We start from the raw sequence: 25796 nt of genomic DNA, 5'->3' as shown, positions 1-25796 counted from the left end.
ACCGAGTGAGCAACGCCGCACGGGCCGCACCGCTCAGCGCTTGCGGCCGCGCACCCAGCTCGGCTTCGGCTCGACCGTCGGCACCTTGACCGTCAGCGAACCGGGGTCGATCCGGGCGCGGAACGCCGTGATCTCGCCCACCGGGTCACCGTCGATCTCGAACTCGTCGGGCTTCTCGAGTCGCAGCGTGAACTCCTCGCCGCGCATGTACCGCAGCGGACGTTCCTGCTTCGCCGCCGTGGTGATGCGCCGACCGATCAGGGTGTCGGACAGCGCCGAACGCCGGAACCAGCGCAGGATGCCGTTCTCCCAGAAGACGCGGGCACCGATCCGCACCCAGCCGAAGAAGCCGCGGGGGCGCATCACGACGATGTCGAACACACCGTCGTCGATCTCGGCGTCGGGCAGCAGCATCGCGTTCGCCTGCAGCATGCCGCAGTTGCCGACGATGACCGAGTGCGCGCGCACTGAACCGTTGCGGGCCGACTCGTCGAGCCGGTACTTGAACTCGAAGCCGTCGGTGTCGCGTACGGAGCGCAGCAGCGAGTCGAGGTAGGCGAGCCACCCGACGCGCTTCTTCAGCTCGGGGCGGGTGTTCGCGATCATCCGGGCGTCGAGCCCGAGGCCCGCCATCACGACGAAGCCGAACTGCTCGCGGGCGCCGTCGGGCCGCTCGATGCCGATGAGGCCGAAGTCGATCGCCCGCTCATGGCCGGAGAAGATCGTGTGCGCGCTGCTCGCCAGGTCGTCGAGGGGGAGCTTCATGTTGCGGGCGAGCAGGTTGCCGGTCCCGCTCGGCAGCAGCGCGAGCGAGGCACCGGAGCCGTGCACGACCTCGGCGACGGCGCGCACGGTGCCGTCGCCACCCGCAGCGGCGACGACGTCGGCTCCCGCCTCGAGCGCTGCGCGGGCCATGCCCCCGCCCGGGTCTTCCTCGGTGGTCTCGAACCAGAGCGTCTCGGCCCAGCCGGCCTCCTGCTGGTGCTGTTCCACGGTGGCCTTGAGGGTCGGCAGGTGGACCTTGACCGGGTTGTAGACCACGGCAGCCGTCCGGTGCTCGGTGGGGAGGGCGTCCTGGTCCGCGGGCGCGGTCTCCGAAGGGGTCGACATGGGATCAACGGTACCGATCGGACGCTGCGAGCGGCGGGTTCCTCCCCATGTCGCCGCCTCTAGGATGGAGCGGTGATCGATCCCCAGCTGCTTCGTGACAACCCGGACGTCATCAAGGCCTCGCAGGAGTCCCGCCGCGCATCCGTCGCCGTGGTCGACGAGGCCGTCGCCGCCGACGCCGCCCGACGCAGCGCGATCACCGCGTTCGAGTCGCTCCGCGCCGAGCAGAACGCCTTCGGCAAGACCGTCGCCAAGGCCCCGAAGGACGAGAAGGCCGCGCTCGTGCAGCAGGCCCAGGCGCTCTCGGCCCAGGTGAAGGAAGCCCAGGCGACCGTCACCGCGGCCGAGGAGACCTTCAACTCCGTCGTGCGCGCCATCCCGAACGTCGTGCTGCCCGGCGTCCCCGCCGGTGGCGAAGAGGACTTCGTCACCCTCCGCACCGTCGGCACGAAGCCCGAGTTCGACTTCGAGCCGAAGGACCACGCCGACCTCGGCGAGCACCTCGGCATCATCGACATCCCGCGCGGCGTGAAGGTCTCCGGCTCGCGCTTCTACTTCCTGCGCGGCCTCGGCGCCCGGCTCGAGATCGCGCTCATGTCGCTCGGCCTCGACCGCGCCATCGCCGCCGGGTTCGAACCGCTCATCACCCCGACGCTCGTCCGCCCCGAGACGATGGCGGGCACCGGCTTCCTCGGCGAGCACGCGGCCGAGGTCTACCGGCTCGAGGCCGACGACCTGTACCTGACCGGCACGAGCGAGGTCGCCCTCGCCGGCTTCCACGCCGACGAGATCCTCGACATCGAGAACACCGCGCACCGCTACGCCGGTTGGTCGACCTGCTACCGGCGCGAAGCCGGCTCGGCGGGCAAGGACAACCGCGGCATCCTGCGCGTGCACCAGTTCAACAAGCTCGAGATGTTCGCCTACGTCCACCCGGACCAGGCCGAGGCCGAGCACGAGAAGCTGGTGTCGTACCAGGAGCAGATGCTGCAGGACCTCGGGCTCCACTACCGCGTGATCGACGTCGCCGCGGGTGACCTCGGCACGAGCGCGGCGAAGAAGTACGACATCGAAGCCTGGGTCCCGACGCAGGGCACGTTCCGCGAGCTCACCTCGACGTCGAACTGCACGACGTTCCAGGCCCGTCGCCTCGACATCCGGTACCGCACCGAGAGCGGCAAGACCGCCCCGGTCGCCACCCTGAACGGCACCCTCGCGACCACCCGCTGGATCGTCGCGATCCTCGAGACGCACCAGCAGGCCGACGGCTCCGTCGTCGTGCCGGAGGTGCTGCGCCCCTACCTCGGTGGCGTCGAGGTGATCGAGCCCCGATGACCTCCCAGGGGCGGTTCGTCGACGGTTCAGCGCAGGACGCGGGCGCCGGTGCTCCCGCCCGCACGAAGCGGTGGCTGGTGGCGCTCGACATCGACGGCACCACCATGCGTGAGGACGGCGTCATCACGGAAGCAGTCGTCGCCGCCGTGCGCGATGCCGAGGCCGCCGGGCACGAGGTGATGCTCTCCACGGGCCGCAGCGAGGGCATGACGGTGCCGCTGCTCGAGACCCTCGGCATCAAGCCGAAGTACCTCGTCTGCGCCAACGGCGCGCTGACCCTGGCCCGTCGTCCGGACGGGTCCTACGAGCGCATCCACGTCGAGCACTTCGACCCGAGCGACGTCCTGCAGACCATCCGTGGCGCCCTGGAGAACGCGGCCTTCGGCGTCGAGGACGAGACCGGCCACTTCCGGTTGTCCGAGAACTTCCCCGCCGACACCATGACGAACGCCGGCGAGCTGGTGCCGTTCGAGCAGCTGCTCACGGTCGAGGCCACCCGCGTCGTCGTGATCTCGCCGGAGCACGGGCTCGAGGAGTTCCTGCAGATCGTCGAGGACATGGGCCTGCACAAGGTCTCGTACACCGTCGGCTGGACCGCGTGGCTCGACATCGCACCAGAAGGCGTGACGAAGGCCACCGCCATGGAACGCGTGCGCGAGTGGCTCGACATCCCGCGGTCGCGCGTCTTCGCCGCGGGCGACGGCCGCAACGACATCGACATGCTCCGGTGGGCCTCGACCTCCGGTCGTGGCGTCGTGATGGGCCAGGCGCCCGACGACGTCGTGGACGCCGGCAACGAACTCACCGGTGGCGTGTCCGACGACGGCCTGGCAGCAGCGCTCGACTCCCTGCCGCGCTGACGACGAACGGCCCCGTGCCACGGGGCCGTCGCGCGGTCGTCCTGTGCGGTAGCGCCGCGCCTCCAACGTGCTCTCACGACGACGATGTCAGAACTCGGTGTCTGATGTGTCAGTATTTCAGGCACGCTCGAGCGTCGGCGGGATTCCTCTCCGACCGGCTCGGACGATCCTGCAATCTGTACCCGTCCGAGAGAGACGACCATGAAACACACTGCTCCGCCCGTCGGCCGTCACAAGAGGACCCTCCTCGCGAGCGGCGCGCTCGGTCTGACCGCTGCGCTGCTCAGCACCGTCGCCGTGTCGGCCGCCGCCGTTCCGGTTGCGGTCGATGGGCAGAACGTCGAGACGGCCCCCGCGGCAGCCGTCGCGTCGTCGTCGGTGACGGCTCGAGAGCCGGAAGAACTCCTCGTCGAGGACTTCGAGAACGGCGGAGGGACCGTCTCCGAGCTCGTGTCGTCCTACGTCGGTGTCGCTGGTGCGACCTACACGGCCGATCCGGCGTGGATCAGCGCCCCCGACTGCAACGGCATCCTGACCAGCTACGACAGCTCGGTCCTCCCCGGATGTTCCTCGGCAGCCGGGAACCACTTGCGGAACATGGCCAACGTGCTCGGGCAGATCACCGGGAGTGAGCCACGGGCGAACCACATCGTCAGCGCTTACACCAACGCCTCGAACCCGGGAGCGGGGAAGGTCCAGCTCGAGTCCGTGCAGCCGTTCGCTCTCAGTGACACCGGGCGCTTCGTCTCGTTCGGCGTCAGCGCTGCAGCGATGAACTGCACGAGGAACCATCCGCTGTTGGACTTCTCGCTCGTCGACGGAACCGTCGAGCACAAGATCGCGGACACCCCGATCGACCCCTGCTCCGACCCCGGCACGCAGAACTACACGGTCGACGGCTCCGCGGTCACCGGCGGGACGTTCGTCTCGAAGGGCGGGCTGCTGTTCAGCGGCGACTCGCTGCGCTGGGTCATGCGGAACCAGCAGGCGTCGGGTGTCGGCAACGACGGAGCAATCGACCACGTGTCGGTCGTCGACTCGACCCCGACCCTCGTCCAGGAGATCACTGGCACCCCGATCGTCGCGGACACCGCGCGCATGACGTACCGCGTGGTCAACACCACTGAACACGGTGCCAAGGAAGGCTGGTCGTTCGACGCGAACCTCCCCGAGGGGCTGACCGTCGCAGTCGACCCCAGGACGGAGACGACCTGCACGAGTCCCGAGATCACTGCGGCGAGTGGCGCGACCTCGGTGGCCGTGCGTGGCGGGATCGCCGCAGGCGACGCGGACTGCACCGTCTCCGTCGACGTCACGACGACCACCCCGGGTACCTACTCGGTCGCACCGACGAACGTCACCACGACAGTCGGCCTCGACGTCGCGGGCTCCTCGTCGGTCGAGTTCGCCGCGGAGCGCAACGCGCTGACCATCAGCGGCGCCCCCCTCATCACGGGCGGCAACGGCGACGGCGTGGCGGACCTCGGCGAACAGATCGCTTTCCGCTACCAGGTCGCCAACGCCGGGAACGTCCCGGTGCACGACGTCAGGCTCGATGACCGCGGCTCCTGTGACGTGAGCGAGCTCGCAGTGGAGGCGAGCACGGAATGCACCACCACGGCACGCGCGGTCACGCAGGACGACGTCGACGCCGGCTCGATCGACCACCAGGTCGACGTCGCCGCCCGGTCCCGTCTCGACGCCGCGGTCTCTGGTTCCGCGACTTCTGCGGTCCCGACGACGGAGCAGTCCGCCGGTTCGGGTCTCGCTGTCGCTCCGGTCGTGCAGACGAAGGCCGAGCCGGGGGTCGGCGGCAAGGTGTCGCTCGGCATCTCCGTGTCGAACACCGGCAACGTCACCCTCCAGGGCACCGAGGTCGTCGTCGACGGCGACACCGGGATGAACGTCACGTGTGGCGAGGGTGGCATCACGCCCGGCGACAGCATCGAGTGCGACGTGGCCGGCTCTGCCACCGTCACGCAGGCCGACGTCGACCACGGTTCGATCTCGTTCAGCGCGACTGCGACCTCGCACGGCCCGAAGGGCCAGACGGTCACCGCAACGGGGACGACGTCGCAAGCCACCGTCTCCCAGGCTCCAGCTGTGCAGGTGGCCTTGGCTGGTGAGCTGTCCGGCACGGGCTCTCCGAGAGCCGGTGACACGGTCTCCTTCGAGGGATCGGTGGAGAACTCGGGCAACGTGACCCTCCACGACTTCATCGTCACCGTGCCGGGCTTCGACATGGCGGTCGAGGCCCCGTCGGGCGCGCTCGTCCCGGGCGCGAAGGCCACGGTGACCGTCGCGGACTACGCCCTGACGCAGGCGGACGTCGATTCCGGCACCGTGTCGGTCCCGTTGCACGTCACGGCGACTGGTCCGAAGGAGCAACGAGTCGAGGACGACGCCCGGAGCGCGGTCGAGATCGAGCAGCACACGGCGATGTCCGTGGAGTTCGGCGCGGCGCTCGACGCCTCCGGCACGCCGAAGGCCGGCGACTCCGTGTCTCTTTCGGGCGAACTCACGAACACCGGCAACGTCACGCTCGACGGTCTGGCCGTGTCCATCGTCGACCGGGACGACATCTCGGTCGAGGTACCCGCGGTGCCGATCGCGCCGGGTGCGGTGGTCTCCGCGACGATCGCGTCTGCCACCCTCACCCAGGACGACATCGATGCCGGAGTCGTCTCCTTCAGGATGCGCGGTGGAGCGGTGGGGCCGCAGGGTCAGATCGCGAACGGTGAAGCCGGCACCAGCATCGACCTCGAGCAGGCAGCGGGCGCCGGACTCTCCCTGGCACCGGTCGTGCACGCGGCGGCTGATCCCGGGGTGGACGACGAGATCTCGCTCCGGATCACCGCCTCGAACACCGGGAACACCACGCTGCGCGACACCCGTGTCGAGGTCGCGGGAGCGAGCGGGATGACCGTGGACTGCCCTGCGACGATCGCCCCCGGCAAGTCGGTGGACTGCGAGGTCGACGGCTCGCACACAGTGACCCAGGCGGACGTCGACCGTGGTGCGGTGGCCTTCACCGCCACCGCGACCAGTGCAGCTGCGAACGGTGCAGCGGTCGAGGTCGAGGCGAAGACCACGCAGGCGACGGTCGCGCAGGTGGCTTCTGTCACGGCGGAGTTCTCCGGCCGGCTGTCGGAGAAAGGCGCCCCGAGTGCGGGTGACGAAATCTCGTTCACCGGCTCGGTGGAGAACGTCGGCAACGTCACGCTGCACGAGGTGGCGGTCGACCTGCCCGGGTTCGACCTGGAGGTCGGAGTGCCCTCGAAGCCGCTCGCGCCCGGCAAGAGCATCTCCATCTCGGTCTCCGACTACACGTTGACCCAACGGGACATTGACTCAGGGGTCGTCACGGTACCGCTGCGCACACGTGCGACCGGCCCGAAGGGCCAGCCGGCATCAGCTGACGAGTCCGCCGATGTCACACTCGAGCGACACCCGCTCGTCGAGTCGGTCCTGTCGGCACATCTGGCTGACACGGACCACGGTGGAGAACCCCGCGCGGGCGATGCAGTCGCGCTCGCGGCGACGCTCCGCAACACCGGGAACGTGACACTCTCGGACGTCACCGCCGACATCGGACGCGGAGTACCCAAGCAGGTGGTGGACGGCACGCTCGCACCCGGTACGGACGTCGTGGTCGAACTGGCGGCCCACGTGCTCACCCAGCAGGACATCGACCGTGGTTCGGTCGGCTTCGACCTGGCAGCTGCAGGCGCCGGACCCACCGGCGAGCAGGTGTCGTCTGCAGACCACCGAGACGTCTCGCTTCAGTCCGCTGCGGGCATCGACCTCGAGGGCGCGTACACATCGTCGGCGTCGACCGAGTCGCTGCGATCCGGCGACGTCGTCACCGGGGAGTTCACGATCGCGAACACCGGCAACCGGACGGTCCACCACGCTGCGGTCGAGCAGCAGCACGGAGCAGCAGCGTCGTGCGAGAGCTCGGAGCTGATGCCCGGTCAGGTCGTCTCGTGCGAGACCGAGTACACGGTGACCGATTCGGACGCGGCTGCAGGCAGCGTGACCTTCTCCGCGAAGGCGAAGGCGCAGTACACCGTGCCCGAGGGGGCGGATGCCGCTGTGACGACGCGCGCTGCCGTGGAACGGCAGAACGTCTGGGTGTTCTCGAAGCAGATCACTGAGAAGTTCGCTGCCTCGTCGGCTCCGCAGGAGCTCGCCTTCACCGGTACGGGCGTCGTGCTCGTCGGGCTCCCCATCGCGATCGTCGTGCTCGTCCTGGGCGCCGTGCTGCTGCTCACGCAGCGTCGTCGCCGTCAGGCAGAGTGCGGCCCCCGGTCCTGACCTTCCGCGAGTCCGCCCGGCACACCCCCGACCCTCCGGTCGGGGGTGTGCCGGGTTCAGGTGCCAGGCCTGACGGCTCGGCTAGACTTCCCGGGACGCGGTCACGTCTCGCCACGTGGTCGCGTCACTGGAGGGTTGTCCGAGCGGCCGATGGAGCCTGTCTTGAAAACAGGTGGGCAGAGATGTCTCGTGGGTTCGAATCCCACACCCTCCGCCATGGACACCCGGTTGCGCCTGCTCCGCGTCGGCGACGCGCCGACGCTCGCCGCCGTCATCACCGCAAGCGCCGAGCACCTGCGACCGTGGGAGCCGTCCCGAGCCCCGGCGTACTTCACCGAGCAGGGCCAGCACGACGTCATCGTGCAGTCGCTCGCTGCGGAGCGCGCCGGCACCGCGGTCCCGTTCGTGATCGAGTCGACCGACGGTGAGCTCCTCGGGCGCATCACGCTGAGCGGCATCACCCGCGGGGCCCTGCAGTCCTGCGCGATGGGGTACTGGATCCGTGCCGACCGGCTCCGCCAGGGGCACGCCTCCCGCGCCGTCGCCGCTGCTGCAGCCCACGCGTTCGACGTCCTCCGACTCCACCGGGTGCAGGCCGAGACGCTGCCGGAGAACGTGGGGTCGCAGCGTGCCCTCGAGTCCGCGGGGTTCGAGCGCTACGGGTTCGCGCCTGAGTACATCAAGATCAACGGAGCCTGGCGCGACCACGTCATGTTCCAGCTCCTTGCACCTCCTCCTGCCACGCGGCGGAACCGGTGATCGAGGTCGTCGAGTACCAGCCGTCGTGGCCCGAGCGGTTCGCGGTGTTGCGGGACGCGTACGCCGCAGCCCTCGACGCCGTCGGTGCGCCGTACCGCAGCATCGAGCACGTCGGCAGCACGTCGGTGCCCGGCCTCGCGGCGAAGCCCGTGATCGACGTCGACATCGTGGTCGACGCCGGCGACGTCGCGGCGGCGGTCGCTGCGCTGGCCACGATCGACTTCGAGCCTCGCGGAGACCTCGGCGTCCCCGACCGGCAGGCCTTCCGGACACCCGAGCGCTTCGCCCCGAGCAACACCTACGTCGCCACCGCCGGATCGCTCTCGCTGCGCAACCACCTCGCTGTTCGTGACGTGCTCCGCGCCGACTCGGTGCTGCGCGACGAGTACGCCGCCGTGAAGCGCCGAGCGGCCGCCGAAGCCGAGGACATCGACGACTACATCGAGCGCAAGAGCGAGGTGCTCAGCCGTGTCCTCGCTGCCGCAGGCCTGTCCGCCGAGGAGCGCGCCGCGATCACCGCCGTCAACCGCGACATCACCGGTCGCGGCGCCGGCGGCTGACGGTCCTGGTTCGCGAACTTCGCGGTTTTCGAACCAGAACCGTCAGCTCGCCGACGAGAACAAGCCTCAGGCCGTCGCGAGCGCCGGGTACAACGCCGTCAGCGGCGCACTGAGCCCGGCGCGGACGTCACGGCTGACCTGGTCCGCCAGCACCTCGTGCTCGCCGGCCTCGACGGCGTCCCAGATGAGCCGGACGATGTCGGCCGGGTCGGACTTCTCGACGTCGAGCCCCGCGGTCATGCCGGTGTCGGTGTAGCCGAGGTGTGCGCCGACGACCTGGGTGCCCTGGGGTGCGAGCTCGAGGCGGAGTGAGTTCGTGATCGACCAGAACGCCGCCTTCGAGGCCGAGTACGCGCCGGCCAGGGCGACCCAGCTCAGGGCCGAGTGCACGTCGATCAGCGCGCCGCCGCCGATCGCGGGAGCGAAGGCCTTGGCGACACGGAGTGCGCCGAAGACGTTCGTCGCGAAGATGCGCTCGACCTCCGCGACCGAGGTGTCGACGAGCGGGTCGGCGCCGGCGATCCCGGCGTTGTTCACGACGATCGTGGTGTCCGCGGCGGCACGGGCTGCGGCGTCGACGCTCGCCTGGCTCGTGACGTCGAGTGCGAGCGGCACGATGCGCTCGTCGTCCCAGGTGCGCGGGGTGCGGGCGGTCGCGTAGACCTTGGCGGCGCCGCGGTCCAGGGCCTGCTGGACGAACTCGGCGCCGAGGCCGCCGTTCGCTCCGGTGACGAGGACGATGGCGTTGGTGAGGTCGGTCATGAGGGGCTCCAGACGAGAGAAGTTGAGTACGGAAACCGAACCTAGCACGTTGTGTCCGGAAATCGAACCCAGCTAGGATGAGCGCATGCTCGGCATCCTCGGCGGCGACGAGCGCTGCCCCATCGCACGGTCCCTCGACGTCCTCGGCGAGAAGTGGACGCTCATGATCGTGCGCGACGCCCTCGCCGGTTCCACGCGCTTCAGTCAGTTCCAGCAGAGCCTCGGTGTCCCGCGCGAGGTCCTCACGGCGCGACTGGCCTCGCTCGTCGACGGGGGAGTGCTCGAGCGCACGACCTACAAGCCGGAGGGCGCGCGGGCGCGCGAGGAGTACGTGCTCACCGACGCCGGCCGCGACCTCTCGCTGGTCCTCCTGGCGCTCGGTGGCTGGGCCGACCGGTACCGGCCGTCCGAGCTGGCGTCGGACCTGCGCTTCGTCGACACCGAGTCCGGCGAGCCGGTCGAAGCGGTCGCGGTGACGCAGGAGTCCCAGCAGCGTGTGCCGCTCCAGCGGCTCACCGCCGTCATGGACCCGGCCAGCTGACGGACGGGAGGCCCGTGGCGGCCGCGCCCCGCGCCTCCAGGACAGTCCCGTGGTGCGTCAGCGACGCACGTCGCACCCGCAACTCGCGCCCAGGACCAACTCGGCGGGCACCAGGTCGCGGTGCCACTGGTTGTCCGCGTCGAGCCCGAGGACCCGGTCGACGGCGGCGGTGGCCATCGTCTCGATCGGCTGCCGGACCGTCGTGAGCTGGGGGTTCGTGTAGTCCGCCTCGGCACCGCCGTCGAACGACACGATCGCGACGTCCTCCGGTGCGCGCAGCCCGAGTTCCCACAGTGCCCGCAGCACACCGACGGCTTGCATGTCCGAGCTGACGAAGACGGCGCGGGGGCCCGTCCCGTCCGCGAACATGCGGAGGCCGGCCTCGTACCCGCCCCGTCGGGTGAAGTCGCACCGCACGATCGGGCCGTCGGGCAGCCCGGCGTCGCGCAGGGCCCGCATCCAGCCCTGTTCACGGAGCTCCATCGACCCGGCGTGCCCCATGACGAGGCCGATCGACCCGTAGCCGTGCTCGACCAGGTGGCGGGTGCCGTCGTACGCGCCGCGCAGGGCGTCGACGCCGATGCTCGCGTAGTCGGGCACCTCGAAGAAGGTGTTGAGCAGGACGAGTGGGATGCCCGGGTCGGAGACGTTGGACAGGTCCGGGTGGGTCATGATGCTCGTCAGGATGATGCCGTCGACCTGCCGGGCGGACAGACTGCGGAGTCGCTCGCGCTCCTGGGTGCCGTCACCGTCGCTGTTGGCGAGCAGGACGTCGTAGCCGCGGGCGGCCGCGGCGTGGGTGACCTCGACGGCGAGCTCGGACCAGAAGGGGTTGTCGAGCTCGGGGACGATGAGGCCGAGCATCTTCGACGACCCGGTGCGCAGGGCCTGGGCGCTGGCGTTCGGGCGGTAGCCGAGGACCCGGATGGCGTCACGGACCCGGGCGGCGGTGGCCGCCGCGACGGGGCGGGGGCCGTCGTGCACGACGTAGCTGACGACGGAGGTGCTCACGCCGGCGTACCGGGCGACGTCGGCGCGGGTGACCGCCCTCGGGGTCGTCGGGACGCTCACGGGTGCCACCTTCGTCGGCTCGGAAGTCGCGTTCGGGTGCCGGCCCGTGTGGACCGACACCCGAACACCACTTGCTATTCGCTGGCGATACTAGACGAGGGCACCGCCGAGGTCGTCTCCGGGGCGTCCCCGAAGTCCGGCACCTCGAGGCGTGCGCCGCCCTGCAGCGCGGACTGGTGGGCGATGATGCCGGGCAGCGTGAAGCGCGCGGCGGTCCAGGCGTTCACCGGCGGCAGGGTCCGGTCGACGACGGCGCGGACGAAGTCGTCGGCCAGGAACTGGTGGCTGCCCTCGTGCCCGGTCGGCACGCCGGCGTACTCGGCGGGCAGGCGGTCGGTGTCGTGCACCTCGGCGTACCCGGACACGAACGCGTCGCGCAGCGAGGGGTCGACGCCGGCGAGACGCGGGTCGTCGAGGTCCATCGTCGCCTGCGTGTTGATCTTGTCGCTGATGTCGTGCGAGTCCTCCTTGTCCTGCCAGACGCTGACCTTCGCGAGCTGCTCGAAGCTGGCCTCGGTGCCGAAGTAGCGGAAGCGCGACTCGCGGATGTGCGACGGGTAGCCGACACGGCGCATCTCGTTGATGCGCATGACACCGCCGTTGTCGAGCTCGAACAGGGCGGTGGCGTTCGAGAAGTCGTTGTCGAACTGGCTGACGTCCTTGTCGAAGACGCCGTCGCCCCGGTCGTCCTTGACACCGATGCAGCTGACGCTGACCGCGTGGCCGGGGATGGCGCCGAGGACGCCGCCGACCGAGTGGGTCGGGTACAGCATGGGCGGGTAGCTGGCGGTGCGCTTCCAGTCCTCGCCACCGCTGAACTGGTACGCGGCGTAGAACCCGAGGTCCATGTCGTGCACGTAGTCGCCCTCGGAGTAGAAGACCCGGCCGAAGGCGCCGTCGGCGACCTGCTTGCGGGCGAACACCGTCGCGGGGTTGTAGTAGCTCGTCTCGCCCATCATGTAGGTGAGCCCGGTCTCGCGGACGGCCTCGATGATGTCGCGGATCTCGTCGACCGAGATCGCCATCGGCACCGCCGAGTAGACGTGCTTGCCGGCGCGGAGCGCCTTGACGACGAGCGGACCGTGCGTCCAGCGCTGCGTGAAGATCGCGACGGCGTCGACGTCCGAGGCGAGCACGGCGTCGAAGTCGGCGAACGTGCCGTCGAGGTGCTGCGACTCGACGAGCTCCGACGCGCGGTCGTCGACGAGGTCGGTCACGAAGACGCGGTCGACGTCCGGGTGGAGCTTGAACAGCTTGGCGAACTGGGGGGCGAACTGGCCCGCGCCGACCATTCCGACAGAGATCATCAGTGACCTTTCCAGGGTGAGGGATGCGTCGCCGGGCAGGTCGCGCCGATGCGATCGAGCGCCATCCTGACACGATTGTCTACACGTGACAACCCCGGATTGAGAACGCGAAAGAGCCTCTTGCCACCCGGTGTCCCCACGTGTAGATTCCCGGCTCACGGACTGCTGCACGTCAGTCCACCGCAGACGAAGGAGTCGCGATGGCCACCGAGAGCCCTGTGTCGTCACCCTTGACGACCGCCAGCACGAGACGGAGGAGTCGGGCAGCCGACCTCCCGCTCGCCAGCACCACCGTCCCACGCCGCCGCCGTCCCCGGAACGACCTGTGGCTCGCGCTGCTGTTCATCGCGCCGGCCGCGATCGGCTTCGTGGTGTTCCTCGCCTGGCCGACCGTGCGGGGCATCTACCTGAGCTTCACGTCCTACAACCTGCTCACCGAGCCGGAGTTCACCGGGCTGCAGAACTACGCGCGGCTCGTGCAGGACTCGATCTTCTGGCACTCGATGGTCGTCACGATCGAGTACGTGCTCATCAACATCGTCATCCAGACGGTCGTCGCGCTCTTCATCGCCGTGATGATGCACCGCCTGACGAAGTCGACCTTCGTGCGCGGCATCGTCCTGGCGCCCTACCTGGTGTCGAACGTCGTCGCGGCGCTCGTCTGGCTGTGGATCCTCGACACCCAGCTCGGCATCGGCAACGAGATGCTCGCGGCCCTCGGCCTGGACCGCATCCCGTTCCTGCAGAGCGACGTCTGGGGCATCCCGTCGATCGCGCTCATCAACGTGTGGCGGCACGTCGGCTACACGGCGCTCCTGATCTTCGCCGGACTGCAGTCGCTGCCCGAGACCGTCTACGAAGCCGGCCGCATCGACGGTGCGAGCGAGTGGAAGATGTTCTGGCGCATCACGGTGCCGCTGCTCCGCCCGATCCTGTCCCTGGTGCTCATCATCACCGTGATCGGGTCGTTCCAGGTGTTCGACACCGTCGCCGTCACCACGCAGGGCGGCCCCGCGAACGCCACGAACGTCGTGCAGAACTACATCTACAACCTGGCGTTCGGCCGGTTCCAGTTCGGCTACGCGTCCGCGGTCTCGGTCGCGCTCCTCATCGTCCTCAGCATCATCACGATCATCCAGTACCGACTCACCCGCTCGGGTGAGTCGGACCTGGACTGAACGGAGCGCCGCACCATGACCACGACCCTCACCCGTTCCGTCACCACGAAGCGTCCGCCCCGTCCGGGAGCCGGCCACCGTCGCCGTCCGTCGGTCGGCCGCGTCCTCGCCTGGGTCGCGATGATCATCGTCATCGTCGTCACCCTGTTCCCGTTCTACTGGATCCTGCGCACCGCCCTGTCGTCGAACGGTGCGATCAACTCCGACCCCACGTCGCTGCTGCCCGTCGGGTTCAGCCTGGGCGGGTTCGAGCGGGTCCTCGGCCTGCAGTCCACCGAGGAGGCCCTCGCCCAGGGTGGCTCCGGCGCTGCCCTGAACTTCTGGCGGTACCTGCTCAACTCCGTGATCGTGTCGACGCTCGACACGGTCGGCCAGGTGTTCTTCTCGGCCGCCGCCGCGTACGCCTTCGCCCGACTGCGCTGGCCCGGACGCGACAAGGTCTTCGGGGTGTTCCTCGCTGGCCTGATGGTGCCCGCGATCTTCACACTGCTGCCGAACTTCACGCTCATCAAGCAGCTCGGGCTCGTCGACAACCTGCTCGGCATCGCGTTGCCGACGATGTTCATGACCCCGTTCGCGGTGTTCTTCCTGCGGCAGTTCTTCCTCGGCATCTCGAAGGAGGTCGAGGAGGCCGCGCTCATCGACGGCGCGGGCAAGGTCCGGGTGTTCTTCCGGCTCGTCATCCCGATGGCCGCCGCACCGATCGCGACGCTCGCCGTGCTGACGTACATCACGAGCTGGAACGACTACTTCTGGCCGCTCATGGTGTCGTACACCGACAGCTCGCGGGTGCTCACCGTCGCACTCGGCGTCTTCAAGTCGCAGTCCCCGCAGTCCGGCACCGACTGGGCCGGGCTGATGTCCGCGACCCTCGTGGCGGCGCTCCCGATGATCGTGCTGTTCGGCGTCTTCGCCAAGCGGATCGTCAACTCCATCGGCTTCTCCGGGATCAAGTAGCCCCGGCTCGGACAGGACCCCACCATGACGAACACCCTCTCCCGCCGCGCACTGTTCGCCGGCGGCGCCTCAGCCCTCGCCCTCGGTGCGCTCGCCGCCTGCTCGTCCCCGAGCCGGGGGACCGCCTCGAAGAGCGGCGCCCGCACCGTGAGCTACTGGCTCTGGGACTCCAACCAGCTGCCCGCCTACCAGCAGGTCGCGAAGGCCTTCCACCGCGAGAACCCCGACATCACGGTGCAGATCACCCAGCTCGGGTGGGCGGACTACTGGACCAAGTTGACGGCCGGGTTCATCGCGGGTACCGCGCCGGACGTCTTCACCGACCACCTGACGAAGTTCCCGCAGTTCTCCGACCTCGACGTGCTCTACAAGCTCGACGAGCTCGACGCGACGAAGTCGATCAGCGACGACGACTACCAGTCCGGCCTCGCCGAGCTGTGGAAGGGCCAGGACGGCCACCGTTACGGCTCGCCGAAGGACTGGGACACCATCGGGATGTTCTACGACCGGAAGGCGATGCAGAAGGCCGGCGTCTCGGACGACGAGCTCGCCACGCTCGAGTGGAACCCCGACGACGGCGGCTCGTTCGAACGGATGCTCGCGCACCTGACCATCGACTCCAAGGGTCGGCGGGGTGACGAGCCCGGCTTCGACAAGGAGCACGTCGAGGTCTACGGCATCTCGTCGAACGGGTCCGGTGGCGACGGCTTCGGCCAGACGCAGTGGTCGCCCTTCACCGGGTCGACCGACTGGTTCTACACGAACGAGAACCCGTGGGGCGACAAGTTCCGCTACGACGAGAAGACCGTGCAGGACACCCTCGCCTGGTACTACCGCCTGGCCGACAAGGGCTACATGGCGAAGTACGGCGTCTTCTCGACGACGACCGGTCCGGACGTGCAGCTCGGCGCGGGCAAGTGCGCGCTGTCGTTCAACGGTTCATGGATGATCGGCACGTACCTGAACATGAAGGACCTCGACATCGCCGTCGCCCCGACGCCGATCGGGCCGACGGGCAAGCGGGCGTCGATGTTCAACGGGCTCGGCGACTCGATCACGAAGCAGGCGAAGGACCCGGAGGCGGCGGCGAAGTGGGTCGCGTTCCTCGGCAGCGACACCGCGCAGGAGATCGTCGGCCGCGCGGGCGTGGTGTTCCCGGCCCGCCCCGCTGGTACCGAGGCGGCGGTCGCGTCGTTCCGGAAGCGCGGGCTGGACGTGTCGGCCTTCACCCGGCAGGTCGAGGAGAAGACCACGTTCCTGTTCCCCGTCACCCGCAACCCGGCGGACGTGCAGGCGCTGCTGCAGCCGGCCTTCGACAACGTCTACGCGAACGGCAAGCCGATCTCGACGTTGACCGGCATCAACGAGCAGGTCAACAACCTGCTGGCGCTCACCTGAGCGCGCGGGTCGCCTGACGCGGTCTGACGCGACCACCCCTCGGTCTGGAGGCACGGGGCGCGCCCGCCCCGCGCCTCCAGACCGTCAGACTGGTCACGTGGAACGACGTGAGCAGATCCTGGTGGCCGCTGCGGAGGAGTTCGACCGCGTCGGCTTCGCCGCCGCGACGATCGCGGCCATCGCCCGCAGGGCGGGCGTCTCGCAGGGGGCGCTGCACTTCCACTTCCCGACCAAGCTTGCCCTGGCGCTCGGCGTGATCGACGAGCAGAACGTCCGGACCTTCGACGTCGTGAGCCACACCGAGCAGTCACCAGCAGCTGCCCTGGTCGGCGCCTCACGAGCCATCGCGGACCTGCTGCGGGCCGACCCGATCGTGCGCGCGGGCATCCGGCTGTCACTGGAGCGCGGCGAGTTCCACGCGGCGACGGTCAGCTTCTACGAGCAGTGGATCGGCGGGATCGTCGACGTGTTCCGGCTGGCGATCGCGAGCGGCGAGCTCCGCACCGACCTGACCGCGGAACAGCTCGGTGCCACCGTCGTGCCGTACTTCACAGGCGTGCAGCTGGTGTCCGACGTCCGCACCGGGCGAGCCGACCTGTTCCCCGCGGTCGAGACGATGTGGCGGGTGGTGCTGACGGCCACGGCGGATGCGGCGCACCGCGACCGGCTGCTCGGGGTCGTCGACGACGCGTTCAGCGGTCGTGGAGTTCGCGGTCGCGGAACCACTTGAGCAGCCACGCCGCGCTCGTGCGGTCGAACGACCGCGGGAAGTCCGTCCCGCCGGACAGGAACGGACTGAAGCCCGGCTCCGCCTGGACGTCTGCATCGTCGAGCGAGCGGTAGGCCATCGACCAGCCGTCGAAGCGTCGTCGCTCGATGTCCTCGCGGATGAGCGACTTGACCTCGCCGTGCCGCGGATCACGGCTGATGGCGGCGAACCGGTCGTCGACGCTCCACGCGGGGCCCTCGAGCAGCTGCATGAAGCGGCCGCCCTTCACGACGAGCAGCCCGGAGACGCCGAGCGCCTCGTTGCGGAGTCGTGAGCCGTCCAGCAGCGTCGCGAGATCGCCGTCGTCGAAGGGGACGACGGCGCGACTCATGTAGACGATGGAGACGAGCACGGGTCCATGGTGTCAGTCTGCGGGGAGTTCGTGGGCCGTGACGTCCTCGTTGCGCTTCTTGCGCCACGGACGCGCGGGGGTGTTCGGGCCGTCCCAGACCAGGATCGCGCCCCACGCGGCGGCCAGCAGTGGCACCGAGATGATGGCACCGGTGATGCCCGCCAGGACGGTGCCCGCGGTCAGGCCGATCAGGATGACCAGGCCGTGCAGCTTCAGGGTGCGTCCCATCAGCACCGGCTGGAGCAGGTTGCCCTCGAGCTGGTTCACGAGGATCACGATCCCGACGACGATGAGCGCCTGGACCGGACCGAGTGCGACGAGCGCGACCAGGGCGGCGAGGATGCCGGCTGCCGTCGCACCGACGATCGGGATGAAGGCCGTGATGAACACCACGACGGCCAGGGGGAGTGCCAGCGGGACGCCGACGATCGCGATGCCGACACCGATGCCGATGGCGTCGACGGCCGCGACCGTGGCGGTACCGCGCACGTACCCGCCGAGGGTCGAGACCACGCGGTCGCCCACCCGGCGTGCACGGTCGTAGCGCTCACCGGTGAACGGGCGGAGCAGGAACTCCCAGATGCTCGGGCCGTCCTTGAGGAAGAAGAACAGCACCACGATCATCAGCACGAGGCCGGTCAGGAAGTTCGCGGTGGCCGAGGCGCCGGCCAGGGCGCCCGAGCCGAACTGCGCACTCGTGATGAAGTCGGTGACGGACGCCACGGCGTCGTCGACCTGCTTGTCCGAGATCGAGATCGGCAGGTTCTTCGCGAAGTCCTGCAACTGCTGGAACCCGTCGACGGCCGACTTCTGCAGCTGCGACCACTGGTTCTCGACGGCGACGACGATGAGCCACCCGATGAGCCCGAGCACCGCGAGGACGCCGATGAGCACCGCGAGGGTCGCGAGGACCGACGGCACCTTGTGCTTGCGCAACCAGGACACGATCGGGTGCATGGCCGAGGCGATGATGAGCGCGAGGAGCACCGGGATGGTGACGACGCTCAGCACGCTGCCGGCGTAGACGACGCCGGCGATGACCACGACGACGATGATCACCTGCAGGCACCGCGTCGCGAGGCGGCCCGTCGAGTCGGACCACGCCGCCTGGATCTTCGAGGGGGTGGTCGGCTGGGGGCTGTCGCGGAAGAACGGCATGGGATCGACCGTACCGATCCGCGGGGCGGAGCGCCCGGACTCGCGCTCGGCGTCGCGGATCAGGTGGAGATGGTCCGCCGGACGTCGACGTCGCGGGACTCGCGGGCGGCGGGGGCGACGACGAAGGCGGCGACGAGCAGCACGAGGGGCACCAGCATCGCGGCCTGCAGCCCGAGGTGCTCGCCGACGAAGCCGAGCAGGGGCGGTCCGACCAGGAACGCGATGTACCCGGCGGTGGCGACGACCGACACCCGGCGGTCCCCGTCGGTCGGGTGGTCACCCGCTGCCGAGATCGCGAGGGGGAACCCGAGGGCGATGCCGAGTCCCCAGACGGCCGCGGCGATCGCCGTGACGACCGGGCTCGGCGAGACCACCACGAGCAGGACCCCGACCCCGCCGACCGCTGCGCAGAGCCTGACGACCGGGCCTCGCCCGAGCCGCGTGACGAGCGGGGTGCCGGCCGACCGGCCGATGAGCATGGCGAGCGCGAAGCCGGTGAAGACGAGCGAGCCGACCGCTTCGGGGGCGTCGTGGTCGGTCGTCATCAGGAGCGGGAGCCAGTCGCTGGCCGCACCCTCGGCGAAGGCCATCGCGAGCGTGATCACCGCGATGAGCGCGAGCTGCACGGTGATGACGGAGCGGCGGGTCGCGGTGGTGACGCGGGACGTGCCGGCGGCGTCTGCGGTCTCGGCTCCCTCCGTCTGCACTCCGGCACGCGGGAGGGGCTGCAGGTTGAGGGCAGCGAACGCCGCGAGTGCCGCCATCACCGCAGCCCCCACGAGCAGGTGCACGACCACCGGTGTCCGGGCAGCCGTCATCGCGATGCCGACGACCCCGCCGACGACGGTCCCCAGGCTGAAGCAGGCGTGCAGCACCGGCACCACCGGGCGGCCGACGCGCCGTTCGACCGCGGCGGCCTCGACGTTCAGCCCGATCTCGGCGACCCCGGACCCGAACCCGATCAGGAAGAGCCCCGCCCAGACACCCGCCGGCACCTGCGCCGGGGCGAGCAGGGCGACCAGGACCATCCCGACCACGGGCAGTGCGCCACCGAGCAGGATCAACGGTCGCGTCCCGAGCCGTCGGACGAGCGCACCGGCACCGAGGATCCCGATCATCGACCCGATCGACAGCCCGAGGAGCACGAGCCCCATCGCCTCGATCGACGCCCCGAGTTCGTCGCGGATGGCGGGCGTCCTGGTCACCCACGTGGCGATGCCGAAGCCGGTCATCGTCGACGTGGCGAACAGGGCCCCTCGAGGGTGCCGGGTCATGTGACCATCTGATCGGTCCACCGACGGCCCGTCAAGGGTGCGGTCGTCAGCGGAGCATGCCGAGGGTGCGGGCCTCGGAGACCGCGGCCGTGCGCGAGGACACCCCGAGCTTCGAGAACACGTGCACCAGGTGCGACTTCACGGTGGCGTCGCTGATGTGCAGGCGAGCGGCGACGGCGCCGTTCGACGCGCCCTCGGCGACGAGGCGCAGCACCTCGAGCTCCCGCGCCGACAGGCTCACCGACGGGGCGCGCATCCGCGCCATGAGCCGACCCGCGATCGTCGGCGCGAGGGCGCTCTGCCCGGACGCGGCGGCGCGGACGGCCGCGACGAGTTCGTGCGGGGGCGCGTCCTTGAGCAGGTACCCGCTCGCGCCGGCCTCGACTGCACCGAGGATGTCCCCGTCGGAGTCGTAGTTCGTCAGCACGAGCACGTAGGGCGCGGCGTCGAGCGCGCGGATCCGTCGCGTCGCGTCCGCCCCGGTGAGGTCCTGCCCGAACTGCAGGTCCATGAGCACGAGTTCCGGCGAGAGCCGGGCGGCGAGGTCCACGGCCTCGTCGGGGGTGGACGCCTCGCCCGCGACGACGAGGCCGTCGAGGCCCTCGAGGAGTGCTCGGAGCCCGGCGCGGACCACCGGGTGGTCGTCGGCGATGAGGATGCGGATCACCGGACCTCCAGGGTCGCGACGAGCGTCGTCCCGCGGCCAGGGGCCGAGTCGACCTCGAGCCGGCCGCCGAACTGCTCGACGCGCTCTTCGGTGGCACGCAACCCGAACGAGTCGGTCGTGCCCGACCGGTCGTGGACGGCGACCGGGTCGAAACCGACGCCGTCGTCCGCGATGGTGAGCCGGGCCTCCTGACCGTCCACGGTGAGTGACAGTCGGACGTGGGTGGCCGCGGCGTGCTGCACCACGTTGGCGACGGCGCCCTGGGCGATGCGGAGCAGCGCGGTCTGGACGTCCATCGGCAACGAGGCCTCCGCGACGTCGACCGTGACGTCGAGGCCGTCGCGCGACCACTGGGAGCCGGCCAACCGTTCCAGCGCTGCTCCGAGTCCGCGTTCGAGCGCCGGTGGTGCGAGTTCGCGGATGAACCGCCGGGTGTCGGCGAGGCCCTCGGCAGCGGTCTCACGGGCGAGCCGGATGTGCTCCGTCCCCGGACGTTCCCCGTCCGCGCGTTCCGCCGCGTGCAGCAGCATCTGGATGCTCGACAACCCCTGCGCGACCGTGTCGTGGATCTCACGGGCCAACCGGGCCCGTTCGGCGAGGACGCCTTGCTCGCGCTCGGTGACGGCCAACCGGTCGCGCGTGGCGAGGAGCTCGGCGACCAGGGCCTCGCGTTCGACCGCCTCGCGCGCGAGCGCCCGGTACCCCAGACCGATGAGCAGGGCGACACCTGCTCCGACGAGCGGACCGACCACGCCCCCGACGGTGAAGCCGCCGTGCAGTCCGAGGGCGACGACGGCGACCAGGGTCGCGGCGATGACGGCCACCGGTCCGACGACGCGCGGCAGGACGTGCAGGTACAGGAAGAAGAGCGGGAAGACGAGGTATGCGGCCTCGGGGACGCCGACAAGCAGGGCGACCCAGACGAGGGTCAGGGCGAGGAGCCAGACCGAGCCGGCGACCGTCCGACGGCGGCCGTCGCCGCGCGCCACGACCGCCCCGAGCAGGTACACGCCCGCGAACACCGCAGCCAGGACCAGCCGCACCCACGTGCCGGGGTCACCGTCCACGAGCACCCGCACGACGACCAGGGTGAGCAGCGCGGCCGACAGCACGTGCAGGCCGGTCCGCAGACCGACGAAGACCGGGGTGAGGGTGCTGTGCGCCATGTGGTCCCCAGCGTACGGAGGCGCCGGCCGGTGCGGATCAACCGAAAGTTCGATCGGAGGACCGAACCCTCCGGCGATGCCGCGGGGGAGCGCCGCGGCGAGGCTGGGAGTCGTGGTCGCGGAGGGTCCGTGACCAGGGAAGGGAACTCCGTGTTCGTCGCTTGGCGCGATCTCCGGTTCGCCCGCGGTCGGTTCGTCCTCATCGGCTCGGTCGTGGCACTCATCACCCTGCTCGTCGGGTTCCTCGCCGGGCTGACCGGTGGGCTCGCGGCGCAGAACGTCTCCGCCGTGCTCGACCTGCCCGGCGACCGCCTGGTCCTGCAGCAACCGTCCGCCGGGCAGCCGTCGTTCGGCGACTCGACCATCGGGCAGCGGGCCGTGGACGGCTGGCAGGCGGCCACCGGGGTCGACGCGGTGGTGCCGGTGGGCATCGTCCAGGGCCGGGCGACGGCGGGGGCGGGGTCCGGCGCCGCGGGGTCCGGTGCTGCTGCGTCGGGCGCGGCCGTCGGCGTCGCACTCGTCGGGCTGCCGACGGGCGCTCGATCGACCCCCGTCACCGACCTCGCACCCGGTCGCGACGACCAGGTCGGGCTGTCGTCGGGAGCCGCGGCCGACCTGGGCGTCCAGGTCGGTGACCGCATCACCGTCACCGGGACGGACTACCGCGTCGCCGTCGTCGGCGGTGACGCCTGGTACAGCCACACGCCCGTGCTCGCCATGACCCCGCAGGCGTGGGCCGCGGCCGACCGCCGACTCGGCGGCGACGGTGCGGCCACCGTGCTGGCCGTCAGCGGCACCCCGGACTGGGACGCCGTCGCAGCGTCCACCGGCACGTCCGCCGCGTCGCCGCTCGCGTCGCTGACCGCCCTCGAGACCTTCCGGTCCGAGATCGGGTCGCTCGGCCTGATGATCGTCATGCTCTTCGGGGTGTCCGCGCTCGTCGTCGGGGCGTTCTTCACGGTCTGGACCATGCAGCGCGCTGGCGACGTCGCGGTGCTCAAGGCCCTCGGCGCCAGCACCGGATCACTCGTCCGCGATGCGCTCGGACAGGCGCTCGTCGTGCTCGTCCTGGGGATCGGCGTCGGGATGCTGGCCGTCGTCGGACTCGGCGCGCTCGCCGGCGGTGCACTGCCGTTCCTGCTCAGCCCGGTCACCACCGTCGTGCCGGCCGCCGCGATGGCCGTCCTCGGACTCGCCGGCGCCGCTGTGGCACTGCGCACCGTCACCTCCGCCGACCCCCTCACCGCCCTCGGGAGCAACCGATGATCACCCTCGACGACGTCACCCTGACCTTCCCCGACGGCGATCGGCGGATCACCGCGGTCGACCACGTGTCCCTCGTCGCCCGGCCCGGCGTCGTGACCGGCGTCACCGGCCCCTCCGGATCGGGCAAGTCGTCGCTGCTCGCCGTCGCCGCGACGCTCATCCGGCCGGACTCCGGTCGGGTGCTCATTGGCGACGTCGACGCGGCCGCGCTGTCCCGGGACGAAGCCACCGCGCTGCGGCGTGCGCGGATCGGGATCGTGTTCCAGCAGTCGAACCTGCTGCCGTCGCTGACCGCACGGGAGCAGTTGCTCGTGATGGCGCACCTCGGCGGGCGGCACCCCGCCGGCGGTCGTCGCGCGGAAGGGCTCCGGGACCGGGCCGACGACCTGCTGGACGCGGTGGGGCTGTCCGACCACCTGGACAAGCGGCCGGCGCAGCTGTCCGGCGGGCAGCGGCAGCGCGTCGCGATCGCCCGGGCACTCGTGCACGAACCCGACGTCCTGCTCGTGGACGAGCCGACGAGCGCGCTGGACCAGGAGCGCGGCGCGGCGATCATGGAGCTCATCGCCCGACTCACGCGCGAGCGCGACACCGCGACGATGCTGGTCACCCACGACCTGGTGCACCGCGGGACCCTCGACGAACTCGTCACGGTGGTGGACGGTCGGCTGGCCGGGGCGCCGGTGATCGCCGCCTAGGATCGGGCACATGGCGACCGTCCTCCTCGTCCGACACGGACGCACCACCGCGAACGCCACGGGCGTGCTCGCCGGACGCACCGCCGGCGTGCGACTCGACGCCGTCGGCCGGAAGCAGGCCGCCCGCACCGCGGAGCGCATTGCGGCCGTGCCGGTCGTCGCCGTCGTGTCGAGTCCGCTCGAGCGGTGCCGGCAGACGGCCCGGGCGATCCTGGAGCGCCAGTCGGGCGACCCCGCGTCGGCCATCGAGCGGGCGATCACCGAGGCGGACTACGGCGAGTGGCAGGGGCGGAAGCTCGCCGACCTGGCGAAGGAGCCGCTCTGGCGGACGGTGCAGGCGAACCCGAGCGCCGTGGTGTTCCCCGGCGGTGAGTCCATGCAGACCATGCAGTCCCGGGCGGTGTCGGCCGTCCGGCGCATCGATGCTGAGGTCGAGGCGGAGCACGGGCCCGGAGCGGTCTGGGTCGCGGTGAGCCACGGCGACATCATCAAGTCCGTCCTGGCCGACGCGTTCGGCATGCACCTCGACCTGTTCCAGCGCATCGGCGTCGGGCCGGCGTCGGTGTCGGTCGTGCGGTACGGCGAGCACCGGCCCGAGGTGGTCGCGACGAACACCGAGTCCGGCGATCTCTCGTGGCTCGCGACCGCTCCGGCGCCCAGCGGGGACGCGGCGGTCGGCGGCGGGGCCGGACATCCGGAGGCCCCGTCCGAGGCAGGCCCTGCCAGACCCTGAACGGGCGCAGGCCCGCACTCCTACAATGCGGGTATGCCCTCCATCGTCCACGGCTTCGACTGGCCGGACCGCCTCGTCGTCGGCACCATCGGCCGTCCGGGCGAGCGCGCCTTCTACCTGCAGGCCCGCTCTGGCAAGCGCGTCACGAGCGTCGCCCTCGAGAAGGAGCAGACCGCCGTGCTCGCCGAGAAGATCGACGAGCTGCTGGACGAGGTCGCCACGGTCGAGGCGAACCGCTTCAGCGTGCCGGACACCGCCCCCGTGGAGCTCCGCGACCCGGAACCGCTCGACCAACCGGTGGAGCCCGAGTTCCGTGCCGGTGCCCTGAGCCTGGGCTTCGACCCGTCAACGGCGCAGGTGGTCATCGAGGCGTACCCGATCGACGACGACGTCGAGATCGTGTCCGAGGAGAGCGAGGACGGCCTCGAGATCGAGGCGGTCGTCGAGATCCCCGAACCCGACGAGCTCTTCCAGGTCAAGATCCCGGTCGGCACCGCACGAGCGTTCGTCGAGCGCACCCGCGAGATCGTCGCCGCTGGCCGTCCGCCCGGCGACGCATGAGCGACGGCTCACTGAGCATCACGGCGCGGATCCGCGAGGCCTCGAACGCGACGTTCCTGGCCGATCTGGACGGCGAGGCGGTCGTCTACAAGCCGATCGAGGGGGAGCGCCCGCTCTGGGACTTCCCGGACGGCACGCTCGCCGGCCGCGAGGTCGCCGCGCACCTGGTGTCCGAGGCGTTCGGGTGGGGCATCGTGCCACCGACGTGGCTCGGTGACGGGCCGTTCGGCCCCGGCATGGTGCAGCGCTGGCAGACGATCGACCCCGACCAGGACGCCGTCGACCTGGTCAGTCCGGAGACCGCCGAGGCGGACGGTTCACCGTGGCTGCCCGTGCTCGAGGCGATCGATGAGCACGACCAGCCGGTGACGCTCGTGCACGAGGACTCCGAGGCGTTGCGCCGCATGGCCGTCTTCGACGTCGTCGTGAACAACGCCGACCGCAAGGGCGGGCACGTGCTGGCGATGCCCGACGGACACCGGTTCGGTGTCGACCACGGACTGGCCTTCCACGTCGAGCACAAGCTCCGCACGGTGCTGTGGGGCTGGATCGGCGAGCCGCTCGGGCCGGACGAACTCGAGGGGCTCGACCGGGTGTCGGAAGCGCTCCGCGGTGCCCTGGGCGATGAACTCGCCGACCACCTGACGCCGGAAGAGGTCGACACGGTGCGCGCGCGGTGTGCGGCGCTGCGGGCCGTCGGCATCTTCCCGCCACCGCCGGGGCACGGCCCCGCGGTGCCGTGGCCGTTGTTCTGACGCACCCGTCGTGAGCCGGCGGCCCGGCCCGGCCTGCCGTGGCGACCCCGGCCGGCCGTGGACACCCCCGGTCCGGGACGGTGGGGCCCGTCGGGTCCGGACCCCACCGACCGGTCCGCGTCCGTGATCCGTGGACGCGGAGACCCGTGGCGTCCGGTGGCGTGCGCCGTTGCACTCCGGGACTCCGCGGGAGTCGACCGGTCGAGAACGGATCAGGTGCACTCGGCCGACCGCTTCCGGCA

The 25796-nt window shown here is 70.7% G+C and carries 24 protein-coding genes and 1 tRNA gene; 16 read left to right on the top strand and 9 right to left on the bottom strand.

All coding sequences use genetic code 11. The features are described from left to right. Nucleotides 1–33: 33 nt before the first annotated feature. Nucleotides 34–1110: a diacylglycerol/lipid kinase family protein gene (locus ITJ60_RS03220; RefSeq protein WP_194646890.1), complete on the bottom strand. Its 1077-nt coding sequence runs from the start codon at nt 1108–1110 to the stop codon at nt 34–36. A gap of 72 nt (nt 1111–1182) precedes the next feature. Here ITJ60_RS03220 and serS point away from each other — a divergent pair, with 72 nt between their 5' ends. The 6 genes from serS to ITJ60_RS03190 all read left to right on the top strand — a co-directional run bounded on the left by serS (nt 1183) and on the right by ITJ60_RS03190 (nt 8941). Next, the gene (serS, locus tag ITJ60_RS03215) at nt 1183–2445 is read left to right on the top strand and encodes a serine--tRNA ligase (protein WP_134194593.1); all 1263 of its coding nucleotides are present in this window, start codon (nt 1183–1185) and stop codon (nt 2443–2445) included. Continuing rightward, complete coding sequence (locus ITJ60_RS03210; RefSeq protein ID WP_194646889.1) at nt 2442–3305, top strand: HAD-IIB family hydrolase; 864 nt, start codon at nt 2442–2444, stop codon at nt 3303–3305. Before serS ends, ITJ60_RS03210 begins: the two co-directional genes overlap by 4 nt. Nucleotides 3306–3506: 201 nt before the next feature. Further along, the gene (locus ITJ60_RS03205) at nt 3507–7622 is read left to right on the top strand and encodes a hypothetical protein (RefSeq protein WP_194646888.1); all 4116 of its coding nucleotides are present in this window, start codon (nt 3507–3509) and stop codon (nt 7620–7622) included. A gap of 129 nt (nt 7623–7751) precedes the next feature. Then, nucleotides 7752–7839, top strand: a tRNA-Ser gene (locus ITJ60_RS03200). After that, nucleotides 7839–8381 carry a GNAT family N-acetyltransferase gene (locus ITJ60_RS03195; protein WP_194646887.1) on the top strand — a complete coding sequence of 181 codons (543 nt, stop codon included), beginning with the start codon at nt 7839–7841 and terminating at the stop codon, nt 8379–8381. Before ITJ60_RS03200 ends, ITJ60_RS03195 begins: the two co-directional genes overlap by 1 nt. Continuing rightward, the gene (locus ITJ60_RS03190; protein ID WP_194646886.1) at nt 8378–8941 is read left to right on the top strand and encodes a GrpB family protein; all 564 of its coding nucleotides are present in this window, start codon (nt 8378–8380) and stop codon (nt 8939–8941) included. Before ITJ60_RS03195 ends, ITJ60_RS03190 begins: the two co-directional genes overlap by 4 nt. A 66-nt stretch (nt 8942–9007) precedes the next feature. On the opposite strand, the gene ITJ60_RS03185 is transcribed toward ITJ60_RS03190, so the two are convergent. Beyond that, nucleotides 9008–9703, bottom strand: coding sequence for an SDR family oxidoreductase (locus ITJ60_RS03185; RefSeq protein ID WP_194646885.1), 696 nt, complete (start codon nt 9701–9703; stop codon nt 9008–9010). 85 nt (nt 9704–9788) lie between these two features. Here ITJ60_RS03185 and ITJ60_RS03180 point away from each other — a divergent pair, with 85 nt between their 5' ends. Beyond that, entirely contained in the window at nt 9789–10244 is a 456-nt protein-coding gene (locus tag ITJ60_RS03180; RefSeq protein WP_194646884.1) for a winged helix-turn-helix transcriptional regulator, read from the top strand. A gap of 57 nt (nt 10245–10301) precedes the next feature. Here the strand turns inward: ITJ60_RS03180 and ITJ60_RS03175 are convergent, their stop codons facing one another. Next, on the bottom strand, nt 10302–11315 hold the full coding sequence (locus ITJ60_RS03175; RefSeq protein ID WP_260212501.1) for a LacI family DNA-binding transcriptional regulator: 1014 nt from the start codon (nt 11313–11315) through the stop codon (nt 10302–10304). Between the two features lie 74 nt (nt 11316–11389). After that, nucleotides 11390–12622 (bottom strand): Gfo/Idh/MocA family protein, encoded by a 1233-nt coding sequence (locus tag ITJ60_RS03170; protein WP_404561865.1) that lies wholly within the window; start codon nt 12620–12622, stop codon nt 11390–11392. A 230-nt stretch (nt 12623–12852) separates the two neighbouring features. Between ITJ60_RS03170 and ITJ60_RS03165 the strand changes: the two genes are divergently transcribed. From ITJ60_RS03165 to ITJ60_RS03150, 4 genes are all read left to right on the top strand, one after another. Beyond that, the gene (locus tag ITJ60_RS03165; protein ID WP_123292300.1) at nt 12853–13800 is read left to right on the top strand and encodes a carbohydrate ABC transporter permease; all 948 of its coding nucleotides are present in this window, start codon (nt 12853–12855) and stop codon (nt 13798–13800) included. A 15-nt stretch (nt 13801–13815) separates the two neighbouring features. Further along, complete coding sequence (locus ITJ60_RS03160; RefSeq protein ID WP_194646883.1) at nt 13816–14757, top strand: carbohydrate ABC transporter permease; 942 nt, start codon at nt 13816–13818, stop codon at nt 14755–14757. A gap of 24 nt (nt 14758–14781) precedes the next feature. Continuing rightward, nucleotides 14782–16155 (top strand): ABC transporter substrate-binding protein, encoded by a 1374-nt coding sequence (locus ITJ60_RS03155; RefSeq protein WP_194646882.1) that lies wholly within the window; start codon nt 14782–14784, stop codon nt 16153–16155. Between the two features lie 97 nt (nt 16156–16252). After that, nucleotides 16253–16885 (top strand): ScbR family autoregulator-binding transcription factor, encoded by a 633-nt coding sequence (locus ITJ60_RS03150; protein ID WP_194646881.1) that lies wholly within the window; start codon nt 16253–16255, stop codon nt 16883–16885. On the opposite strand, the gene ITJ60_RS03145 is transcribed toward ITJ60_RS03150, so the two are convergent. From ITJ60_RS03145 to ITJ60_RS03125, 5 genes are read right to left on the bottom strand one after another with little or no spacing between them, the layout of a single operon-like run. Next, complete coding sequence (locus ITJ60_RS03145; protein WP_194646880.1) at nt 16848–17276, bottom strand: BLUF domain-containing protein; 429 nt, start codon at nt 17274–17276, stop codon at nt 16848–16850. The two genes, ITJ60_RS03150 and ITJ60_RS03145, sit on opposite strands and share 38 nt — an antisense overlap. A gap of 12 nt (nt 17277–17288) precedes the next feature. After that, nucleotides 17289–18434 (bottom strand): AI-2E family transporter, encoded by a 1146-nt coding sequence (locus tag ITJ60_RS03140; RefSeq protein ID WP_123291852.1) that lies wholly within the window; start codon nt 18432–18434, stop codon nt 17289–17291. 59 nt (nt 18435–18493) lie between these two features. Continuing rightward, a complete protein-coding gene (locus ITJ60_RS03135) occupies nt 18494–19708 on the bottom strand; it encodes an MFS transporter (protein ID WP_194646879.1) in 1215 nt (404 codons plus the stop codon). Nucleotides 19709–19754: 46 nt separating this feature from the next. Beyond that, a complete protein-coding gene (locus ITJ60_RS03130; protein WP_194646878.1) occupies nt 19755–20375 on the bottom strand; it encodes a response regulator in 621 nt (206 codons plus the stop codon). Continuing rightward, entirely contained in the window at nt 20372–21541 is a 1170-nt protein-coding gene (locus ITJ60_RS03125) for a sensor histidine kinase (protein WP_194646877.1), read from the bottom strand. The genes ITJ60_RS03130 and ITJ60_RS03125 overlap by 4 nt, the downstream gene beginning before the upstream one ends. Nucleotides 21542–21691: 150 nt before the next feature. Between ITJ60_RS03125 and ITJ60_RS03120 the strand changes: the two genes are divergently transcribed. The 5 genes from ITJ60_RS03120 to ITJ60_RS03100 are packed head-to-tail and all read left to right on the top strand — an operon-like array spanning nt 21692 to nt 25554. Further along, on the top strand, nt 21692–22807 hold the full coding sequence (locus ITJ60_RS03120; protein WP_194646876.1) for an ABC transporter permease: 1116 nt from the start codon (nt 21692–21694) through the stop codon (nt 22805–22807). After that, nucleotides 22804–23505, top strand: coding sequence for an ABC transporter ATP-binding protein (locus tag ITJ60_RS03115; RefSeq protein ID WP_194646875.1), 702 nt, complete (start codon nt 22804–22806; stop codon nt 23503–23505). Before ITJ60_RS03120 ends, ITJ60_RS03115 begins: the two co-directional genes overlap by 4 nt. A 10-nt stretch (nt 23506–23515) precedes the next feature. Continuing rightward, the gene (locus ITJ60_RS03110) at nt 23516–24238 is read left to right on the top strand and encodes an MSMEG_4193 family putative phosphomutase (RefSeq protein WP_194646874.1); all 723 of its coding nucleotides are present in this window, start codon (nt 23516–23518) and stop codon (nt 24236–24238) included. 33 nt (nt 24239–24271) lie between these two features. Beyond that, the gene (locus ITJ60_RS03105) at nt 24272–24799 is read left to right on the top strand and encodes a DUF3090 domain-containing protein (protein WP_123291859.1); all 528 of its coding nucleotides are present in this window, start codon (nt 24272–24274) and stop codon (nt 24797–24799) included. Beyond that, complete coding sequence (locus tag ITJ60_RS03100; RefSeq protein ID WP_194646873.1) at nt 24796–25554, top strand: SCO1664 family protein; 759 nt, start codon at nt 24796–24798, stop codon at nt 25552–25554. Before ITJ60_RS03105 ends, ITJ60_RS03100 begins: the two co-directional genes overlap by 4 nt. Nucleotides 25555–25796: the final 242 nt, after the last annotated feature.

The sequence above is a fragment of the Curtobacterium sp. VKM Ac-2884 genome, assembly GCF_015350945.1.
Lineage (GTDB): Bacteria > Actinomycetota > Actinomycetes > Actinomycetales > Microbacteriaceae > Curtobacterium.
The sequence above is the reverse complement of the archived record's forward strand: the minus strand, read 5'-3'. Positions and strand labels throughout refer to the sequence as shown.

Excerpts from the sequence above, each read along its gene's own strand:
- ITJ60_RS03220 (WP_194646890.1), bottom strand. The coding sequence starts at position 1,110 with ATGTCGACCCCTTCGGAGACCGCGCCCGCGGACCAGGACGCCCTCCCC.
- ITJ60_RS03210 (WP_194646889.1), top strand. The coding sequence starts at position 2,442 with ATGACCTCCCAGGGGCGGTTCGTCGACGGTTCAGCGCAGGACGCGGGC.
- ITJ60_RS03205 (WP_194646888.1), top strand. The coding sequence starts at position 3,507 with ATGAAACACACTGCTCCGCCCGTCGGCCGTCACAAGAGGACCCTCCTC.
- ITJ60_RS03195 (WP_194646887.1), top strand. The coding sequence starts at position 7,839 with ATGGACACCCGGTTGCGCCTGCTCCGCGTCGGCGACGCGCCGACGCTC.
- ITJ60_RS03185 (WP_194646885.1), bottom strand. The coding sequence starts at position 9,703 with ATGACCGACCTCACCAACGCCATCGTCCTCGTCACCGGAGCGAACGGC.
- ITJ60_RS03180 (WP_194646884.1), top strand. The coding sequence starts at position 9,789 with ATGCTCGGCATCCTCGGCGGCGACGAGCGCTGCCCCATCGCACGGTCC.
- ITJ60_RS03170 (WP_404561865.1), bottom strand. The coding sequence starts at position 12,622 with ATGATCTCTGTCGGAATGGTCGGCGCGGGCCAGTTCGCCCCCCAGTTC.
- ITJ60_RS03160 (WP_194646883.1), top strand. The coding sequence starts at position 13,816 with ATGACCACGACCCTCACCCGTTCCGTCACCACGAAGCGTCCGCCCCGT.
- ITJ60_RS03155 (WP_194646882.1), top strand. The coding sequence starts at position 14,782 with ATGACGAACACCCTCTCCCGCCGCGCACTGTTCGCCGGCGGCGCCTCA.
- ITJ60_RS03140 (WP_123291852.1), bottom strand. The coding sequence starts at position 18,434 with ATGCCGTTCTTCCGCGACAGCCCCCAGCCGACCACCCCCTCGAAGATC.
- ITJ60_RS03135 (WP_194646879.1), bottom strand. The coding sequence starts at position 19,708 with ATGACCCGGCACCCTCGAGGGGCCCTGTTCGCCACGTCGACGATGACC.
- ITJ60_RS03125 (WP_194646877.1), bottom strand. The coding sequence starts at position 21,541 with ATGGCGCACAGCACCCTCACCCCGGTCTTCGTCGGTCTGCGGACCGGC.
- ITJ60_RS03115 (WP_194646875.1), top strand. The coding sequence starts at position 22,804 with ATGATCACCCTCGACGACGTCACCCTGACCTTCCCCGACGGCGATCGG.
- ITJ60_RS03110 (WP_194646874.1), top strand. The coding sequence starts at position 23,516 with ATGGCGACCGTCCTCCTCGTCCGACACGGACGCACCACCGCGAACGCC.
- ITJ60_RS03105 (WP_123291859.1), top strand. The coding sequence starts at position 24,272 with ATGCCCTCCATCGTCCACGGCTTCGACTGGCCGGACCGCCTCGTCGTC.
- ITJ60_RS03100 (WP_194646873.1), top strand. The coding sequence starts at position 24,796 with ATGAGCGACGGCTCACTGAGCATCACGGCGCGGATCCGCGAGGCCTCG.